Genomic DNA, 19165 nt, shown 5'->3' on the forward strand with positions numbered 1-19165 from the left:
CCGGCAGCGACGTCCACAGGCTCCGCCAACCGAGTCGAACCGAAGCGGCCCGATAGCGCGCGAGCCCCAACCGATCGACCCGACCGAGCATCCCTTGCCGAACGCCGCGCAGCGCCAGCAACGGCGCGGCACGCGCCGATGCATCCACACATCCCCCACAGCCAGGCGGTGCCCGGAGCGCACAAATAGCACAACATATAGTGGTTGACTCGCGAGCTATCGCGTATATATTGGCCGCATTCCACACCCTGCGCGCGCCTTGCGACGCGAGCGACCTCGCCCGACACAGGCCGATAAACCCAGACCAAACCACGAGGAGGAGCCATGTCTGCTACCCAAACGCCGCCCGCGAACCCGATCCAGAACGTCACCAGCATCGCCAAGAACGAGGCGCAAAACGACACGGACATCGAGATCGCCGCGCACGCCCCCGGCAAGGTGCAGGTCATCCGGCGCAACGGCAAGGTCACCCATTTCGATCCCAACAAGATCATGGTCGCCATGACCAAGGCCTTCCTGGCCGTCGAGGGCGGATCCGCCGCCACCTCCAGCCGCATCCACGATCGTGTACGAGAACTGACCGAACAGGTGACGTCGGCCCTGACCCGTCGCCTGCCCGGCGGCGGCACCGTGCACATCGAAGACATCCAGGATCAGGTCGAGCTGGCGCTGATGCGCGCCGGCGAGCACAAGGTGGCGCGCGACTACGTCCTCTACCGCGAGTCCCGCGCCCGCGAGCGCGCCGAGAAGACCGCCGCGACCGCCGAGGTCCAAGAGGCCAACACACTCAACGTCACCCTGGACGACGGCAGCACCCGCCCGCTGGATGTCGAGCGCATGGCTCGGCTGGTCGACGAGGCCTGCCGCGACCTGGACGCCGTCGACGCCCCGGCCATCCTCGCCGAAACCCTGCGCAACCTCTTCGACGGGGTGCGCGAGACCGACGTGCGTCAGGCGCTGGTCATGTCCGCCCGCACCCTGATCGAGCGCGAGCCCAACTACAGCCAGGTCGCCGCCCGGCTGCTGCTCGACATCCTGCGCCGCGAGGCGCTCGGCTTCCTCGACATGGCCAGCGGCGTCGAGACCCAGGCCGACCTGGCCGAACGCTACTCCGACTATTTCGCCGCCTACATCAAGCGCGCCGGCGACCTGGAGCATCTGGACCACCAGCTCGCCCGCTACGACCTCAAGCGGCTCGGCGCCGCGCTCAAACCCGAGCGCGACCTCCAGTTCACCTATCTGGGCCTGCAGACACTCTACGACCGCTATTTCATCCACACCGCCGAGGGCGTCCGCTTCGAGCTGCCCCAGGCATTCTTCATGCGCGTCGCCATGGGTCTTGCGATCAACGAGATCGACCGCGAGGAGCGCGCCATCGAGTTCTACGAGCTGCTCTCCAGCTTCGACTTCATGTGCTCGACCCCAACCCTGTTCAACTCCGGCAGCCTGCGCCCGCAGCTCAGCTCCTGCTTCCTCACCAGCGTCCCGGACGACCTCGACGGCATCTACAGCGCCATCAAGGACAACGCGCTCCTGTCCAAATTCGCCGGCGGCCTCGGCAACGACTGGAGCCGGGTACGCGGCATGGGCGCCCACATCAAAGGCACCAACGGCAAGAGTCAGGGGGTGGTGCCCTTCCTCAAGGTGGCGAATGACACCGCAGTAGCCGTGAATCAGGGCGGGAAAAGAAAGGGCGCCGTCTGCGCCTATCTCGAAACCTGGCACATCGACATCGAGGAATTCCTCGACCTGCGCAAGAACACCGGCGACGACCGCCGCCGCACCCACGACATGAACACCGCCAACTGGGTGCCGGACCTCTTCATGAAGCGCGTCGCCGAGGAAGGGAACTGGACACTCTTCTCGCCCGACGAAACCCCGGATCTGCACGACCTCAACGGTCAGGCGTTCGAGCAGACCTATCTCGCCTACGAGGCACGGGCCGAGCGCGGCGAGATGCGGGTCAGCAAGCGCATCAAGGCCGTCGACCTCTGGCGCAAGATGCTGGCCATGCTGTTCGAGACCGGCCATCCCTGGATCGCCTTCAAGGATCCCTGCAACCTGCGCTACACCAACCAGCACGTCGGCGTGGTGCACAGCTCCAACTTGTGCACAGAGATAACCCTGCACACCAACGACCAGGAGATCGCGGTCTGCAACCTGGGCTCGATCAACCTGGCCGCGCACGTCACCGACAAGGGGCTCGACACCAAGCGGTTGCGGAAGACCGTGCGCACCGCCATGCGCATGCTCGACAACGTCATCGAGTACAACTTCTACAACGTCCCCCAAGCGCGCAAATCTAACCTGCGTCACCGCCCGGTCGGACTCGGCATCATGGGCTTCCAGGACGCCCTCTACCGGCTGCGCCTCCCCTACTCCAGTCTGGAGGCGGTGCAGTTCGCCGACCAGAGCATGGAATACCTGAGCTACTACGCCATTGAGGCCAGCTCCGAGCTGGCGGGCGAGCGCGGACGCTACCAAAGCTTCGAGGGCTCGCTCTGGAGCCAGGGCATCCTGCCGATCGACAGCATCAAGCGGCTAGAGGAAGGACGCAGCGGCTATCTACAGATGGACACCGGAACCACGCTCGACTGGGACAGCCTGCGCGAGCGGGTCAAGCGAGTCGGCATGCGCAACTCCAACTGCATGGCCATCGCCCCGACCGCGACCATCAGCAACATCGTCGGCGTCAGCCAGTCGATCGAGCCGACCTATCAGAACCTCTACGTCAAATCCAACCTCTCGGGCGAGTTCACCGTGGTGAACCCCTTCCTGGTCGCCGACCTCAAGGAGCGCGGACTCTGGGACTCGGTCATGGTCAACGACCTCAAGTACTACGACGGCTCGGTCCAGCAGATCGACCGCATCCCGGACGACCTCAAGCAGCTCTACGCCACCGCTTTCGAGATCGACCCCCGCTGGCTCATCGAGGCCGGCAGCCGCCGCCAGAAATGGCTCGACCAGGCCCAGAGCCTCAACCTCTACATGCAGGAACCCAGCGGCAAGAAGCTCGACAACCTCTACAAACTCGCCTGGGTGCGGGGGTTGAAGACCACCTATTACCTGCGGTCCATGGGCGCGACGCATGTCGAGAAGTCGACCATGGCGGATTCGAGCAAGGCGAATCGATTGAGTGCGGTTGGTGGGAGCTATATCGCAATGGATAAGAGCACGCCGGATGGAAAAGGGAATGGAGCGACGGCGCCGAGTGCCTGCTCGATATTGGATCCGGAGTGTGAGGCTTGTCAGTAGGAGCAGTTGGTTAGGATTATCAGATGCTAGACTGACTATAGCCAGCTACAATTCAGAGAATATCTCAGCAGGAAACAGCATCCATACGCGACCTTAACCTACGAACCAAAGGCCAACAGGAGGTGATGTTATTGACCAAACTTTTGAACTAGCCCCGGGCTACTATGCCTGCTCAGCGGCCGCATAGTTCGGGGCAGGCCCGATGCCCATAGCCAACGACAGATTACAAGATTAGTAGCTGAGACTTTCTGCTGGAAGAAGAAACGCATTTCATGCGAAATGAAGCTCCACTATGGGAAAAACATCGGGCCGCTCTCGCATTTGTAGGTACCAGCAATCAAGCCAGTAGATCCACACGACACAAAGAATGCCAGCCCGCGTAGGGCGCAATAGCAAAGCGTATTACGCCGCATGGTTGGCAAGCGGCTCGCGTGAATGCCACACCAACGTTGCGTGCCGCTCGGATTTCGAGGTGTCGTCTGATGCTTCCAACCTGATCGACCTGTGCCAATTTCCATTCGGCGCAATACGCTTCGCTATTGCGCCCTACATGGATCAAGGCGAGGCTGACGCACACTCTTTCGGCCGCCCCTCCGCCGGAGATGATCGAGCCCCACACTGACAGGCTGACACATGACACTCGAACGCAAGATCGCGTCGACCTTCCGGTTGACCGACGAAAACTGGATGCGACACGCCAACCCTCTCAGCGTGTGGAGCCGCTATTCCGTGCTGCCGCTGCTCATGCTGGCGATTTGGAGCCGGACCTGGATCGGCTGGTGGTTTCTCGTTCCACTTGCGCTATCGATCGCCTGGATGCTGATCAATCCGGCGCTGTTTCCAAAACCGAAATCGACTGACGCCTGGGCCTCGAAGGCAGTGCTCGGCGAACGCCTCTATCTGGATCGCGATCGGGTCGAAATCCCCGACCATCATCGCTCGCCCCTATTCGCCATTCTCAAGACCGTCGCCTTGGTCGGCTTTCTGATCGCTCTCGGGTCGGCGCTCGTCTACTCGATCCCCGGCGCCGCCAGCGGCCTAGCGCTGACCTATCTTGCGAAGAGCTGGTTCCTAGACCGGATGGTCTGGCTCTATGAAGATATGCGGCGCGAACGCCGCCTTAATCCATGAAAGTTCAGCCCGCGTAGGGCGCAATAGCGATAGCGTATTGCGCCGCATGGTTGGCGGGCGGTTCGCGTGAACGCCACACCAACGCCGCATGCCACTCGGATTTCGAGGTCTCGTCTGATGCTGCCAACCTGCTCGACCTGTGCCAATTTCCATTCGGCGCAATACGCTTCGCTATTGCGCCCTACATTGGGCGGAGTGGGTGGGGCGGACATGGAGGAAGGATGCCGGACTATCGTCGCGTTCGGGTTCCGGGTGGGACCTATTTCTTCACGGTGAATCTGCTGGAACGCTATCCGAACGATCTGCTGGTTCGGCATATCGATGCGTTGCGCGAGTCGGTGCGGCGGGTTCGGGGTCGCTATCCCTTCCACATCGATGCCTGGGTGGTGCTGCCGGATCATCTGCATGCCATCTGGACACTGCCGGAGGGCGATGCCGATTACGCCAATCGCTGGCGGACCATCAAACAGCATTTTTCGCGCGCCATGGCATCGACCGAATATCGTTCCGAGGTACGACGACGTCGAGGGGAGCGAGGCATCTGGCAGCGGCGTTTCTGGGAGCATGCGATCCGCGACAATCGCGACTTCGCGGCACATTGCGACTATGTCCACATCAATCCCGTGAAGCATGGCCATGCTTCACGGGCGCGGGATTGGCCGTTTTCGACCTTTGCCCGCTTCGTCGAGGCGGGAATCTATACGACAGATTGGGCGTCAGACCCTGACGCTTCGGTACGACCCGGCGAGCCCATGTAGGGCGCAATAGCGCCAGCGTATTGCGCCGCATGCTTGGCGAAGAGGGCGCGGGATCTCGCTACCCCGCCGCAAGGGCGATGCCTCCGCTCCCTCGCCCTCATCCGTACGAATATCCCTGTTCCACCCAGTAATGCCAGTCGCCGACGGCCTCGAGCGTGTCCTCATCGGACTCGACCACGTCGAGTTGCGCCAATGGAAGGCCCAACGTCCGGTCCTGCCAGGCGATCAAGACGAAGATCTCCTGCAGACACTCGTCCTCCGGAGCCAGGCGCTCGACGAGCACCTCCTCGCCGGTGCGCAAGGGAGAAATCGTCCGCTCCCGTGCGCAACGCGCCTTGAAAGGAAAGCTCAGCCTGTCGTCGAGGTAGTAGTACCAGCCCATGGCCCGCTCCTCCGGGCCGTAGGCGTCCACGACCACCTCCATCTCGATACGCTCTTCCCGTGCTTCGTCCTTTTCTCGTTTCGTCACTGAGAGACACCCCGTTGACCAATCGACGATGAACCTGAGCCCTCGCCCCAGAGGTCCGTTTCCTGGATCAAAGCGGTCGATCCCGACCTCGGCCTCGGCGAGATCCTCGCTGGAGGGCAGAATCCTCTCATCCGCCTACTGCCGCAAGACATCGAACCCGGCCCGGAAAATTCGCAATGCCGATGTAGACACGAGGCGGGAACATTCCGCTGTACCGTCCTCCCCCGGTGCAATAGGCTTCGCTCATGCCCCCAATGATCCGAATCAGAGTTGCCGATGAACGATAAAGCTCGCGTCCTGTTCCTGTCGCATGGCGGAGGCCCCCTGCCCCTCTTGGGCGACAGGGCACACGCGGAGATGGTCGAGTGCCTGGAGGACATCGCCGCCCGCTATCCCAGGCCCTCGGCCATCATTCTGGTCAGCGCGCACTGGGAGGAGAGGATTCCGACCATCACCTCGGGAGACCGTCCGGATCTGATCTACGACTATTACGGGTTCCCCGAAGAGTCCTACGAGATCCAATATCCCTGCCCTGGCGAACCGCGCTTAGCCGAGAGGATTCATGCACTGCTCGCAGAGGCAGGGATCCCCTCCAAACTGGACGCGGAACGCGGATTCGACCACGGGCTCTTCGTGCCCCTGAAGCTCATGTACCCGGAGGCGGACATCCCCTGCGTTCAGCTGTCACTGGTGAACGACCTCGACCCAACCGCGCATCTCGCCATGGGACGGGCGCTCCGGGGACTGGAAGACGAAAACCTGCTGGTCATCGGCTCCGGGTTCTCCTTTCACAACATGCGGGCCTTCTTCGGTCAGGAGACGACCGAATCGGCGGAGATGAACGCGGCGTTCGAGGAATGGCTGCTGGAAACCTGCTCCAGTACGAATCTCGACGAGGAGGAACGCGAGCGGCGCCTGATCCAGTGGGCCAAGGCCCCCTCGGCCCGTTATTGCCACCCGCGCGAGGAACACCTGCTGCCACTGCAGGTCTGTTACGGATGCGCCCAAGCCCCCAGTTCGGAGGCATTCGAACTGCGGATCATGGGCAAGAAATCCAGCATGTATCTCTGGACGGAGTCGCCCGTCTAGGCCGGCGAGAAATCGAAAGGCACGCCCCGCCGGGTCCAGATCATCGGGCGCGACCGAGGCACCCTGGATCATTGACAGCCGGAGACGCAGACCTCGCGACTGTCCACGATTCCGCCGCAGTTGCTGTAGCAGACGCGGTAGTCGGCGTCGCATTGCGAGGTATTCGCCTGCTCGTTGCACGAATAGCTGCTGTCCGTGCATTTCGCGCGCTCGGCATCGCTCTTGGCCGTGCTGATGCACGCCGTATAGCTGACCATGGCGCTTTGCTGGCAGTTCGATCGATTCTGGGCCGCCCGGCCCTCGGCGTTGGAGCGGCACATCTCGCGCATCGCCAGGCACTGATTGAGGCACCGCTTGCCTTCGAGGTCGGTGGGCGGTGTGTAGGTGTAGACGGTGCGGTACATGGGCCCACAGGCCGTCAGGAGCGGGATCGAGACGCCGAACAGGATGGCGGAAACAAGCGGTCGTTTGATCATGGCCATGGTCGTTCCTTGGGGTCGATTGGGGCCGCCCTCCCGACAGGAAGGCGCAGCGAACGAGCGGCGAAACAAGGGGACATGCCACCCGCCGAGTAGCCTAAATAAAGGTCTCGACCGGGTAAAGTCGGCCTCGACGAATCGGCCAGCGGTACCGCGCGCCTAGCAAGATCCATCGGCATGCACGCATTGTCCATTTCGGGCATGCAGCCAGGTGCCAGATCGTGCTATGAATTGGAGGCCGAGGCCCAATCGCACGGCCGGCTCCCTGGAGATCGCGAGCCGAAGCTTTCATCAATCGATCGGGAGGATTCAGCCAGATGCCGACACACCCATTGTTTGCTGCAACCCTGGGCGCCGCAGTCGCGGCCTTGCTGGCAAGCCAATCGGCCATTGCGGTCCAGGACGAAGACATCGACTTCGATACCACGGAAGATCTCTATCAGGTGTGCTCGGTCGAGCCCGGCGCACCTGAATACGTCCCCGCCTCCTTCGCATGCCGGGGCTTCATCCACGGAGCCGTGCAATATCACGACGCAGTCACGGACCGTAAGAAGCTGAAACCTTTGATTTGCTATCCGAAGAGCGTGACCATCGACGATGGACGCATGGCATTCCTCGCCTGGGCGAAGAAGAACGCCGGGAATGAGACGCTGATGAACGAAACACCCGTTGTGGGTCTCGTTCGCGCGCTTGCCGAGAAATATCCATGCAAGTAGCACTCACGAGCCATCCCCTTTCATCTCATCAGGAGCGCCCGACCATGCCTAAACTCTTCATCCCATTCACGCTCGCCGCTGTCATCGGTATCGCCGGCTGCGGTACCACCACAGGAGAACGCTCCGGTAGCGGCGCCCTCATGGGCGCCGCCGGCGGCGCACTGATCGGATCGCTCAGCGCCAACGCCGGGGCCGGTGCACTCATCGGAGCCGGTGCGGGAGCGCTCGGCGGCTATCTGTACGATCAGCACAAAAAGGGACACATCGACTGAGTCCAAAGGGGGCCTAGCCGTCGCCTGGGCCAGCAAGACGCGCCCCCTGATCGACATTGCCCCGCTGGCCCATGTCTCGTAGTATCAAGGGCGTGCTCCACCCGGAGCACGCCAGTCGCTTATTCTCAGGGCAGGGTGAAATTCCCGACCGGCGGTGATTCCGCGTCAGCGGAGCAGCCCGCGAGCGCCTGCCGCAAGGCAGGGTCAGCAGATCCGGTGCGAATCCGGAGCCGACGGTTAGAGTCCGGATGGAAGAGGATAAGGCAGTACCGACAGCGTCCCTTCGGGGACAGAGTTCCCTATTGCCCGGTATTTATACCACCCGTTTCCAACACGCCCTGATTCTGGCAAACCGACAAGCCGGTATCAGAGAGCCATGAATCAGACCGAATCCAACCAGACTCATTCGACGAGTCTCCTGAGCCGTTTCGGCTCACCCCTGGAACGCGTCCAGATCGCGATCGAGCATCTCCGTCAAGGCGGCGGAGTCCTTCTGGTCGACGACGAGGATCGCGAAAACGAAGGTGATCTCATCTTTCCCGCCCACACCATCACCGCACCGCAGATGGCGATGCTCATCCGCGAGTGCAGCGGAATCGTCTGTCTCTGTCTCGACGAGGCGCGGATCCAGCAGCTCGAACTGCCGATGATGGTCGATCACAACACCAGCCAAAACGGGACGGCCTTCACCGTCACCATCGAAGCGCGCCACGGCGTGACGACCGGCGTTTCGGCCGCCGATCGAGTCACGACCATTCAGGCGGCGATCGCAGAGGATGCGCGACCGGAGGATTTGTCGCACCCAGGACATGTCTTTCCGCTGCGCGCACGTGCCGGCGGCGTTCTGGCCCGGCGCGGTCATACCGAGGGCACGGTCGATCTCATGACGCTCGCGGGATTCGGACCAGCCGGGGTGCTGTGCGAACTGACCAACCCGGACGGCACCATGGCGCGACTGCCGGAGGTGGTCGCGTTCGCCGAACGCCACGAGATGCCGGTGCTGACGATCGAGGACCTGGTCGCCTATCGCCAGGGCCGACTCGGCCAGCGGTCCGTGGTGACGGCGAAGACATCGGCCGCGAACGCGGATGATTGCGCCGAGGCCGAGCCCGTGGAGATGGATCAGGCCGTCTGAGCCCGATCGGAGTGGTTGGCGGAGGCCGAAACATGCCTCCGCCAACCGAGCGGTGTCGAGACGTATCGCGCTCAGTCGTGAGCGTGATCCTCGTCCTCGCTGCCCATGTCGGCCCGCATGAACTCGGCCCAGGATGACAACTTCGCGTAGTCATCCGGCGGACTCAAGGATTCGGGACGGAAATCGGATGCCTGCTCGACCGAGATCACCTCGATCGTTTCGCTGGCCTCGTCGGCAATCGTCGGAGGCAGCATCATACCCATCATGTCTGCCGCCGGATTAGGCACGACCTTGACAGGGTAACCCTTGGCGACGATAGCGTCGAACACTTCGGCCATCGGATCGGCGTCCCTCTTTTGATCCCCGAACTGATGGGTCATGGCATCGATCTCCTCGCGCATCTTGCGCTCCCAACGCCGGAAGGCGTCCAGATCGAACTCCTTCTTAATCGCCGCCTCGAGATCCGAAGACACCCAGATCGTGCTATAGGGAACGTCGTTGATGGTGATGAGGTAGGATTCGGCGTCGTAGCCCGCGACCGCCCCCGCTCCGTCACGCTTGAAGCCCACCGTGCCGCGCCCCGTGCCCTGAATCATGGCACCGACCATCGCCTGCATCTGCTCGCGCTGCTCGGGGGACAAGGTCGCGATCTGGCGATCGAATTCCGCCTTCAAAGTGGCCATCAGTTCGTCGAGCCCGCCCTCGCATGCACCCTCGAAATAGACGCGTGCCTCGTGGTTCACCATGAGACAACGATCCTGCTTGAGATCGATGCGATTCATGAGACGCCCCGATTCGACCTCGAAATAGGCGCCGTCATGATAGATCCGCGTCTGCGACTCTCCATCCAGAGTCTCGGTGACCACCAGGGCCGCCTCGCTGCTCGCCGACATCAATCCGGCCGTCAACGCCATCGGCAATAGCCAGTATCTCGACATGTCATCTCCTCGTTTTATCGATCGCTATCGGCGATGTCGCATCACCATGGGAGCGACATTCTATCCTGAATCGATGGGGACAAATTTTCGCGGACGCGACTATTCGGAAGATGCGACGGAAGGGTACGCAGGGGTCAATGTCGTGAAGGACGGGAAACAGATCGCGACCGTCGAGTGCGACCCGAACAGGGGTCCTGGGTTTCGCTGCGCTCCACCCAGGCTACGCGCCATAACCCGGATGAAGCGCGAGCCTAATCTGGGAGATGCCGCCGAGCTGGACCCGGCGGGACCTCGCCCGGAGTGGAATGGCTACCGCTTCAGCTCTTCCAGACACTGCGTCAGCGAGAGACGCCAGTCGGGCATGGCTAGCCCGAAGGTCTCTTGGAAGCGGCTGTTGTCGAGCACCGAGTACATGGGGCGCATGGCCGGGGCCTGATATTCGGTCGAGGGAATGGGAATGAGGCGCGCGTCCAGGCCGCTTGCCTCCAGGATGGCGCTGGCGAAGCCGCACCAGCTCACCTGTCCGGAGCCGGTGAGGTTGTAGAGCCCGCCGACTTCGTCCAGGTCCAGATCGCCGCGCAGCACACGGTAGAGCACCATGGAGGTCATCTCGGCCAACATGCGGCTCCAGGTCGGCGAGCCGATCTGGTCGTCGACCACCCGCAACTCTTCACGCTCCTTGAACAGACGCAGCATGGTCAGCAGAAAGTTGGCCCCGCGCGCGCCATAGACCCAGCTGGTGCGGAAGACCAATGCCTTGGCGCCCGACTCCAGCAGTGCGCGCTCGCCGCCGAGCTTGGTCTCGCCGTAGACGTTGAGCGGATCCGGCACATCGTCCTCGGTGTAGGCACGGTTCAGATTGCCGGAGAAGACGAAGTCGGTCGAATAATGGACGATCGGCGTCCCGGTCTTCGCCAGCAGAGCCCCCATCTCGCCCACGGCATCGGCGTTGATGCGCTGAGCGATCTCGCGATCGACCTCGGCCTTGTCGACCGCCGTGTAGGCGGCGGCATTGATCACGGCATCGGGCTTGGTCTCGCTGATGAGCCGGGCCAGAGCATCGGAATCCATGAGATCGATGACGGGGCCACACTCGCCCTCGATCGAAGCGGCGACCACGTCACCGATGCCAGCCAGTGTGCGGCGCAACTCCCAGCCGACCTGTCCATTCGAGCCAATCAGCAGCAACGTGGGCCGACTGACCGAACCACCTGAATTCTTCATGCGTAATCCTCGTAACCTGGCAAGCGAGACGCGGGGATGTCGGCGAGAGGCAACGCCTCGCTGTCCTTGCGGGAGAGTTCAGGATCGGCCTCAAGAGGCCAGTCGATACCGATCTCGGGGTCGTCCCAGCGCACGCTGAATTCTGTTTCTGGACTGTAATAGTCCGTGTTCTTGTAGACGAAGAGCGCCGTCTCGGCGGTCACCAGAAAACCGTGGGCGAAACCGGGCGGAATCCACAACTGACGCTTGTTCTCGCCCGAGAGCATCGCGCCAACCCATTTTCCAAAGGTGGGGGATCCACGCCGGATATCCACGGCGACGTCGAACACCTCCCCAGCCAGCACCTGCACCAGCTTGCCCTGGGCATGCGGATGCTGGACATGAAGCCCGCGCAGCACGCCCTTACGGGAGAAGGACTGGTTGTCCTGCACCATCGGCTGAGGGATACCGAGCTCGGCGTAGCGGTTGGCGCGATAGGTCTCCAGGAAATAGCCGCGCTCGTCGCCCCAGACCTTGGGCTCGATGATGAGGACGCCTGGAAGCTCGGTCTCGATGACCTTCATACCCGCCCCCGCTGGATCAGGCTCAGCAGATAGTCGCCGTAGCCGCTCTTCTGCAGCTCTGCGGCCTGGGCACGCAACTGCGCCTCGTCGATCCAGCCGTTGAAATAGGCGACCTCCTCGGGACAGCAGATCTTGAGCCCCTGACGTTTCTCGATGGTCTCGATGTACTGCCCGGCCTCCATCAGGGAGGCATGGGTGCCGGTATCGAGCCATGCGGTGCCGCGTCCGATGCGAACCAGCGAGAGTTCGCCCTGGCGCAGATAGCAGTTGTTGAGATCCGTGATCTCCAGTTCGCCGCGCGGCGAGGGGACGAGGCCTGCGGCCAGATCGCAGACCTTGGCGTCGTAGAAATAGATGCCGGTCACCGCCCAGTTGGATTTGGGCGACTGGGGCTTCTCCTCCAGGTTCACCACCCGTCCCTCGGCATCGAACTCGGCGACGCCGTAACGCTCCGGATCGGAGACGTAATAGCCGAAGACGCTCGCGCCCTGCTCACGGGCACTCGCCGCCTTGAGCTGATCGACCAGTCCGTGGCCGTAGAAGATGTTGTCGCCCAGGATGAGACAGGAGGGCGCATCGCCGACGAAGTCGCGACCGATGATGAAGGCCTGCGCCAGCCCGCCCGGATGGGGCTGCTCGGCATAGCTCAACGAGATCCCCCACCGCGAGCCGTCGCCCAACAGGGCGCGGAACATGGGCAGATCCTGCGGGGTGGAGATGATGAGGATCTCGCGAATCCCCGCCAGCATGAGCGTCGACAGGGGATAGTAGATCATCGGTTTGTCGTAGACCGGCAGCAACTGCTTGCTGACGATCCGGGTCAAGGGATAGAGCCGGGTGCCGGAGCCGCCGGCCAGGATGATGCCTTTACGATTCATGGTGCGTCCTTACTGCTCGGTGCCGAGACGCTCGCCGCGATAGCGCCCGGAGGTAATGCCCTGACACCAGTCGGGGTTGTCCAGATACCAGCTCACGGTGCGCCGCATGCCGGACTCGAAGGTCTCCGTCGGCTCCCAACCCAGCTCGCGCTTGAGCTTGCTGGCATCGATCGCGTAGCGGCGGTCGTGACCGGGACGGTCGGTGACGAAGCGCTTGAGCTGGGTATGCGGGCGATGCGGCGAGCCGGGCAGCAGCTCGTCGAGCAGTGCGCAGAGGGTATCCACCACCTCCAAATTGGTCCGCTCGCTGTTGCCGCCGACGTTGTAGACCTCGCCGGGCGTGCCCGCCTCCAGCACCCGCCAGATGGCGCGACAGTGGTCGGTGACGAACAGCCAGTCGCGGATATTGCCGCCATCGCCGTAGATGGGCAGGGCCTCGCCGCGCTGAGCCTTGAGAATCATCAGCGGGATCAGCTTCTCGGGAAACTGATAGGGACCGTAGTTGTTCGAGCAGTTGGTGGTGAGCACCGGCAGCCCGTAGGTGTGGAACCAGGCCCGCACCAGATGATCCGAGGCCGCCTTGGAGGCCGAATAGGGCGAATTGGGCGCATAGGGCGTGGTCTCGGTGAAGAGCCCGGTCGGCCCCAGCGAGCCGTAGACCTCGTCGGTCGAAACGTGCAGGAAGCGAAAGCCCTCGCGCGCACTGTCGCTGAGCCGATTCCAGTGGGCGCGAACGCAGTCGAGCAGGTTGAAGGTGCCGACCACGTTCGTCTGGATGAAGGCGCCCGGCCCGTCGATGGAGCGGTCGACATGACTCTCGGCGGCGAAGTTCACCACCGCGTCGACGGCATATTCGGCCAGCAGACGGCTCACCAGCGCGGCATCGCCGATGTCGCCCTGGACGAAGATGTGCCTCGGGTTGCCCTCGAGATCGGCCAGCGTGTCGCGATTACCGGCATAGGTCAAGGCGTCCAGATTGACCACGCGGACATCGGTCTCGTTCATCAGATAGTGAACGAAGTTGCCGCCGATGAAGCCCGCGCCGCCGGTTACCAATAGGGTGCGCATGAAGCCCTCCTAGAGCCACGCGAGAGGATGCGAATCCACCACGAAATCGTCTTCAGAACGGGATGTCGTCGTCGAAGTCGGGGCCGCCGCCGTAACTGCCGCTCGAACCACCGGCCGGGGCCGAGGGCTGCTGCTGCGGAGCGCGGCCACCGCCGCGCGGGGCCGACATGGACTCCTCCGGATACGGCGCGGCCGAGCCGCCTCCCATCCCCTGACGACCGTCGAGCATCTGCATGGTGCCGTTCATGTCCACCACGACCTCGGTGGAATAGCGGTCCTGGCCATCCTGCCCCTGCCATTTGCGGGTGCGGAGCTTGCCCTCGACGTAGATCTTGGAGCCCTTGCGCAGATACTGCTTGACGATCTCGGCGACCTTGCCGAAGAAGACCACGTTGTGCCACTCGGTGCGCTCCTGACGCTCGCCGGTGTTGCGATCCTTCCAGGTCTCGCTGGTCGCGATCCGCACATTGGCCACCGCGTCGCCGCTCGGCATGTAGCGAACCTCGGGATCGGCCCCGAGGTTGCCGATCAAGATCACCTTATTGATACCCGCCATACCTTCCTCCCGCTACACGTCGTGCGTGAGCGATTGTTGTCTCGCAAAAAATCAAACGGCCAGCCAGACATCGGCGTCGGATACCGATTCTCAAGCGCTGGCCGAAAAGGCCTGCAATCTTGCCCAATCGAGCTGGCGGCTGTCCACTTTGAGGTAGGCCACACCCTCGTCGCGGGCGATCACGGCCTCCTCGACGCCTGGCACATCCAACAAACGCTGTTCCACATCGGTCACTGCGTCCTCGGGCAGGATGCCCAGGGTCAGTATGTGGCGTGTCAGGTTGGCCGGAATGCGCATGGTCGCAACGACGCCGATCCACGCCAGCGAGGTCGCCGCGCCGACCAGATAGACGGCCTGCGGACCGAAACTGCCGTGCGCCCAACCGCCGAGCAGCCCCCCGAGGAAGGCGCCGACGAACTGGGAGCTGGAAAAGACGCCCATGGCCGTCCCCTTGGCCCCGGCCCGTGCGGCCTTGGACACCAGCGACGGCAGCACCGCCTCCAGCAGGTTGAAGATGGTGAAGACCACGACCAGCAGGAAGGCCGCCAGCCAGAGCGACCAATGGAACAGATAGAACCCGAACATGGCCGCGCCCAGCGCCATCACGGCCCCGATCAGGACCGGCTTGACCTTGCCCAGACGCTCCGCCATGACGATGAAGGGCACCATGGCCAGGATGGCAAGCAGCACGGCCGGCAGATAGATCATCCAGTGATCGACCGGCGCCAGCCCGGCCGACTCGACCGACAGCGGAAGCACCACGAACATGCTCACCATGGTCAGATGCAGCATGAAGATGGACAGGTCGAGCCGCAGCAGAGTCGGGTTACGGAGCACGCCCGAGAGCTGATCCAGCACCGGCTGGGCATCGCGATGCACCATGGAGCGATCCGGGTCCGGAACCACGTAGGCGAGGATCAGCATGCCGACGATCGCCAGCACCGAGGTCAGGGCGAAGATGCCCGAGATGCCGATCCAGCGCGCGATGGGCGGACCGATCACCAGGGCTGCGGCGAAGGAGAGCGCGACGCTGATGCCGATCGCCGCCATGCCCTTGGTACGCACCTCGTCGCGCGTCAGATCGGCGGTCAAGGCGATGATCGCGGCAGCGATCGCACCGCTGCCCTGCAGCGCGCGTCCCAGGATCACCCATTGGATGCTATCGGCCAGCGCCGCGACCAGGCTACCCAGGGCGAAGAGCGCGAGCCCGCCGTAGATGACCGGCTTACGCCCGATGCGGTCGGACAGCAGACCGAGCGGGATCTGCAGGATCGCCTGCGTCAGTCCGTAAGCGCCGATCGCGAGACCGATCAAGAGCGGCGTCGCGCCGGGAAGATCGTCGGCATAGAGCGCGAAGACCGGCAGCACCATGAAGAGGCCGAGCATACGGGTGGAAAAGATGGCGGCAAGCCCCATCGCGGCGCGCCGCTCGGTGGGCGAGAGCGGAGTCTTGGGGATTTCGAGGTTTGGCGTATCTGATGACTTCACGGCCGATGGCCTTTGCTTCTTGACGTCGAAGCTCCGCATAATAGCAGCTCGGCTTGGACGGAAGCAGACGCCCCGCCGCAGTGATCCGCACCGAGCCTCGCGAACCTCGCGACCAGGCACCCAATCCCCCGGCAGACTCCATGGACACCATCCGCATCCGCGGCGCACGCACGCACAACCTCAAGGGCGTCGACCTCGACCTGCCCCGCGACCGGCTGATCGTCTTCACCGGGCTCTCGGGCTCCGGCAAGTCGTCGCTCGCCTTCGACACCATCTATGCCGAGGGGCAACGGCGCTACGTGGAATCCCTCTCCGCCTATGCCCGGCAGTTCCTCTCTGTCATGGAGAAGCCGGACGTCGACCACATCGAGGGACTCTCGCCGGCCATCTCGATCGAGCAGAAGACCACCTCGCACAATCCGCGCTCGACCGTCGGCACCATCACCGAGATCTACGACTACCTGCGCCTGCTGTTCGCCCGCGTCGGCCAACCCTGCTGCCCGACCCACGGCGAACCGCTGGAGGCCCAGGCCGTGAGTCAGATGGTCGACCAGGTGCTGAACCTGCCCGAGGGCGACAAGCTGATGCTGCTCGCCCCCGTGGTCTCGGCGCGCAAGGGCGAGTACCAGCGCTTGCTCGCCGAACTGCATGCCCAGGGGTTCATCCGCGCCCGCATCGACGGCCAGCTCCACGAACTCGACGATCCGCCGGAACTCGACCTCAAGAAGAAGCACGACATCGAGGTGGTGATCGACCGCTTCCGGGTGCGCGAGGATCTGCCACTCCGCCTGGCCGAATCCTTCGAGACCGCGCTCGCGCTCTCCGGCGGAACCGCACGCGTCGGGTGGATCGACGAACCGGAACGGCCCGAGCTCACCTTCTCGGCCATGTTCGCCTGTCCGGTCTGCGGCTACAGCATCCCCGAGCTGGAACCCCGCATTTTCTCCTTCAACAACCCGGCCGGGGCCTGCCCCACCTGTGACGGACTGGGCGTGGAGCAGTTCTTCGACCCCTCCAAGGTCGTGGTTCACCCAGAACTCAGCCTGGCCGGCGGCGCGGTGCGCGGCTGGGACCGACGCAACGCCTATTACTTCCAGATGATCCGCTCGCTCGGCGAGCACTACGGATTCGACGTCGAGACGCCCTGGAACGAGCTCACCGAGCAGGTCCGCTCGGTCGTGCTCTTCGGCAGCGGCAAGGAGAAGATTCGGCTCAAGCTGCCGCACGAGAAGGGCAGCGCCAAGCCGCACACCTTCGAAGGCATCATCCGCAACATGGAGCGCCGCTATCACGAGACCGAGTCCAACACGGTCCGCGAAGAGCTGGCGCGCTACATCTCGCACCAGCCCTGCCCCGCGTGCCAGGGATCGCGGCTCAACGAAGCGGCGCGTCACGTCTTCGTCGGCGACTACAACCTGCCCGCCATCTCGCGCATGCCGGTCGGCGAGTCGCTGCGCTTCTTCGAGACGCTGGAGCTTCCGGGCAAGCGCGGTGAGATCGGCGCCAAGGTCATCAAGGAGGTCGCCACCCGGCTGCGTTTTCTGGTCGACGTCGGGCTCGAATACCTGACCCTGGAGCGCAGCGCCGAGACGCTCTCGGGCGGCGAGGCCCAGCGCATCCGGCTCGCCAGCCAGATCGGCGCCGGTCTGGTCGGCGTCATGTACATCCTCGACGAGCCCTCGATCGGTCTGCACCAGCGCGACAACGCCCGCCTGCTCAAGACGCTCGTGCATCTGCGCGACATCGGCAACACGGTGATCGTGGTCGAGCACGACGAGGAGGCGATCCGCGCTGGCGATCTGGTGGTCGACATCGGACCTGGCGCCGGCGCGCACGGCGGCGAGATCGTCGCTCAGGGTACCGCCGAGGCGATCTCGGCCATGCCGGAATCCCTGACAGGGCGCTATCTCGCGGGCGACCTGCGCATCCCCATCCCCGAGCGGCGCACACCCAACGACCCCGAGCGTCAGTTGCGCATACTGGGGGCGCGCGGAAACAACCTGCGCGCCGTCGACGCCGCCATCCCGGTCGGAACCTTCTGCTGCATCACCGGGGTCTCTGGATCGGGCAAGTCGACGCTCATCAACGACACCCTCTTCCCGGTCGCCGCCCGTCATTTCAACGGTGCCAGTCTACGTCCGGCACCCCACGGTGCCGTCGAGGGGTTGGAGCATTTCGACAAGGTCGTCGACATCGACCAGAGCCCCATCGGTCGCACGCCACGCTCCAACCCGGCCACCTACACCGGGCTCTTCAATCTGGTGCGCGACCTCTTCGCCGCCGTCCCCGAGGCGCGCTCGCGCGGCTACACCGCCGGGCGCTTCAGCTTCAACGTCAAGGGCGGACGCTGCGAGGCCTGCAAAGGGGACGGACTCATCCGGGTCGAGATGCACTTCCTGCCCGATATCTACGTCCAGTGCGACACCTGCAAGGGCCGGCGCTACAACCGCGAGACCCTGGAGATCCGCTACAAGGGCAAGACGATCGACGAGGTGCTGAACCTCACGATCGAGGACGCACTGGAGTTCTTCGCACCGGTGTCCGTCATCCACCGCAAGCTCCAGACGCTGAAGGACGTGGGACTCTCCTATGTTCGGCTCGGACAGAGTGCCACCACGCTTTCAGGCGGCGAGGCGCAGCGGGTCAAGCTCAGCCGCGAGCTCAGCAAGCGCGACACGGGACGGACGCTCTACATCCTCGACGAACCCACCACCGGACTGCACTTCCACGACGTCAAGCATCTGCTCGACGTGCTGCACCGCCTACGCGACCAGGGCAATACGGTGGTGGTCATCGAGCACAATCTCGACGTCATCAAGACCGCCGACTGGATCCTCGACCTGGGACCGGAGGGTGGCGACAAGGGCGGTCAGATCATCGCCACCGGCACACCCGAGACCATCGCCGCCGACCCAGCATCCCATACCGGACGCTTTCTGCGACCGTTACTGGAACGGGGATGGTGAACCCATCGTTCCCCGACCCTCAACCGTCCGGTGGTTTTGCACCAGCCCCCAGTCAAATGCACCACCACTGACCTCCGCCCGACCGACACCAGTCGCGATGAGCGACGGCGCATGCGGGACATCGAACGACTCAGGTGCCCGCTCACTCGACGAGGATCGAGCAAACCCACCGTGACGTTT

17 protein-coding genes and 1 riboswitch are annotated in these 19165 nt (G+C 63.6%); of the genes, 8 read left to right on the forward strand and 9 right to left on the reverse strand.

What is annotated here, in order from left to right; translation table 11 throughout:
- The first annotated feature begins 324 nt into the window (after positions 1–324).
- The 3 genes from ACFSJC_RS17340 to ACFSJC_RS17350 all read left to right on the forward strand — a co-directional run bounded on the left by ACFSJC_RS17340 (position 325) and on the right by ACFSJC_RS17350 (position 5144).
- Positions 325–3255, forward strand: coding sequence for a ribonucleoside-diphosphate reductase subunit alpha (locus ACFSJC_RS17340; protein WP_386028449.1), 2931 nt, complete (start codon positions 325–327; stop codon positions 3253–3255).
- 633 nt (positions 3256–3888) lie between these two features.
- Positions 3889–4386, forward strand: coding sequence for a DUF6653 family protein (locus ACFSJC_RS17345; RefSeq protein ID WP_386028450.1), 498 nt, complete (start codon positions 3889–3891; stop codon positions 4384–4386).
- A gap of 221 nt (positions 4387–4607) precedes the next feature.
- On the forward strand, positions 4608–5144 hold the full coding sequence (locus tag ACFSJC_RS17350) for an REP-associated tyrosine transposase (protein WP_386028451.1): 537 nt from the start codon (positions 4608–4610) through the stop codon (positions 5142–5144).
- A gap of 97 nt (positions 5145–5241) precedes the next feature.
- Here the strand turns inward: ACFSJC_RS17350 and ACFSJC_RS17355 are convergent, their stop codons facing one another.
- A complete protein-coding gene (locus tag ACFSJC_RS17355; RefSeq protein ID WP_386028452.1) occupies positions 5242–5613 on the reverse strand; it encodes a calcium-binding protein in 372 nt (123 codons plus the stop codon).
- Positions 5614–5889: 276 nt separating this feature from the next.
- Here ACFSJC_RS17355 and ACFSJC_RS17360 point away from each other — a divergent pair, with 276 nt between their 5' ends.
- Positions 5890–6702, forward strand: a complete 813-nt coding sequence (locus tag ACFSJC_RS17360) for a DODA-type extradiol aromatic ring-opening family dioxygenase (RefSeq protein ID WP_386028453.1) — start codon at positions 5890–5892, stop codon at positions 6700–6702.
- Between the two features lie 68 nt (positions 6703–6770).
- Here the strand turns inward: ACFSJC_RS17360 and ACFSJC_RS17365 are convergent, their stop codons facing one another.
- Positions 6771–7184 carry a hypothetical protein gene (locus ACFSJC_RS17365; RefSeq protein ID WP_386028454.1) on the reverse strand — a complete coding sequence of 138 codons (414 nt, stop codon included), beginning with the start codon at positions 7182–7184 and terminating at the stop codon, positions 6771–6773.
- Positions 7185–7498: 314 nt separating this feature from the next.
- Between ACFSJC_RS17365 and ACFSJC_RS17370 the strand changes: the two genes are divergently transcribed.
- From ACFSJC_RS17370 to ribB, 3 genes are all read left to right on the forward strand, one after another.
- Positions 7499–7897 (forward strand): Rap1a/Tai family immunity protein, encoded by a 399-nt coding sequence (locus tag ACFSJC_RS17370; protein WP_386028455.1) that lies wholly within the window; start codon positions 7499–7501, stop codon positions 7895–7897.
- A gap of 44 nt (positions 7898–7941) precedes the next feature.
- The gene (locus ACFSJC_RS17375; protein ID WP_386028456.1) at positions 7942–8169 is read left to right on the forward strand and encodes a glycine zipper domain-containing protein; all 228 of its coding nucleotides are present in this window, start codon (positions 7942–7944) and stop codon (positions 8167–8169) included.
- Positions 8170–8286: 117 nt separating this feature from the next.
- Positions 8287–8433: riboswitch (FMN riboswitch) on the forward strand.
- 112 nt (positions 8434–8545) lie between these two features.
- Entirely contained in the window at positions 8546–9304 is a 759-nt protein-coding gene (ribB, locus tag ACFSJC_RS17380; RefSeq protein ID WP_386028457.1) for a 3,4-dihydroxy-2-butanone-4-phosphate synthase, read from the forward strand.
- 71 nt (positions 9305–9375) lie between these two features.
- On the opposite strand, the gene ACFSJC_RS17385 is transcribed toward ribB, so the two are convergent.
- From ACFSJC_RS17385 to ACFSJC_RS17415, 7 genes are all read right to left on the reverse strand, one after another.
- Positions 9376–10242 carry a hypothetical protein gene (locus ACFSJC_RS17385; RefSeq protein ID WP_386028458.1) on the reverse strand — a complete coding sequence of 289 codons (867 nt, stop codon included), beginning with the start codon at positions 10240–10242 and terminating at the stop codon, positions 9376–9378.
- Between the two features lie 309 nt (positions 10243–10551).
- Positions 10552–11466, reverse strand: a complete 915-nt coding sequence (gene rfbD, locus ACFSJC_RS17390) for a dTDP-4-dehydrorhamnose reductase (protein WP_386028459.1) — start codon at positions 11464–11466, stop codon at positions 10552–10554.
- Positions 11463–12029, reverse strand: a complete 567-nt coding sequence (gene rfbC, locus ACFSJC_RS17395; protein WP_386028460.1) for a dTDP-4-dehydrorhamnose 3,5-epimerase — start codon at positions 12027–12029, stop codon at positions 11463–11465. Before rfbC ends, rfbD begins: the two co-directional genes overlap by 4 nt.
- A complete protein-coding gene (gene rfbA / locus ACFSJC_RS17400; RefSeq protein ID WP_386028461.1) occupies positions 12026–12907 on the reverse strand; it encodes a glucose-1-phosphate thymidylyltransferase RfbA in 882 nt (293 codons plus the stop codon). Before rfbA ends, rfbC begins: the two co-directional genes overlap by 4 nt.
- Positions 12908–12916: 9 nt before the next feature.
- A complete protein-coding gene (gene rfbB, locus ACFSJC_RS17405; RefSeq protein WP_386028462.1) occupies positions 12917–13975 on the reverse strand; it encodes a dTDP-glucose 4,6-dehydratase in 1059 nt (352 codons plus the stop codon).
- 52 nt (positions 13976–14027) lie between these two features.
- Positions 14028–14531, reverse strand: a complete 504-nt coding sequence (gene ssb / locus ACFSJC_RS17410) for a single-stranded DNA-binding protein (RefSeq protein ID WP_007039507.1) — start codon at positions 14529–14531, stop codon at positions 14028–14030.
- 90 nt (positions 14532–14621) lie between these two features.
- Complete coding sequence (locus tag ACFSJC_RS17415) at positions 14622–16058, reverse strand: MFS transporter (protein ID WP_386028463.1); 1437 nt, start codon at positions 16056–16058, stop codon at positions 14622–14624.
- 101 nt (positions 16059–16159) lie between these two features.
- Between ACFSJC_RS17415 and uvrA the strand changes: the two genes are divergently transcribed.
- Positions 16160–18985 carry an excinuclease ABC subunit UvrA gene (gene uvrA / locus ACFSJC_RS17420; RefSeq protein WP_386028582.1) on the forward strand — a complete coding sequence of 942 codons (2826 nt, stop codon included), beginning with the start codon at positions 16160–16162 and terminating at the stop codon, positions 18983–18985.
- Positions 18986–19165: the final 180 nt, after the last annotated feature.

Source organism: Thiorhodococcus fuscus (assembly GCF_042682685.1).
GTDB lineage: Bacteria > Pseudomonadota > Gammaproteobacteria > Chromatiales > Chromatiaceae > Imhoffiella > Imhoffiella fuscus.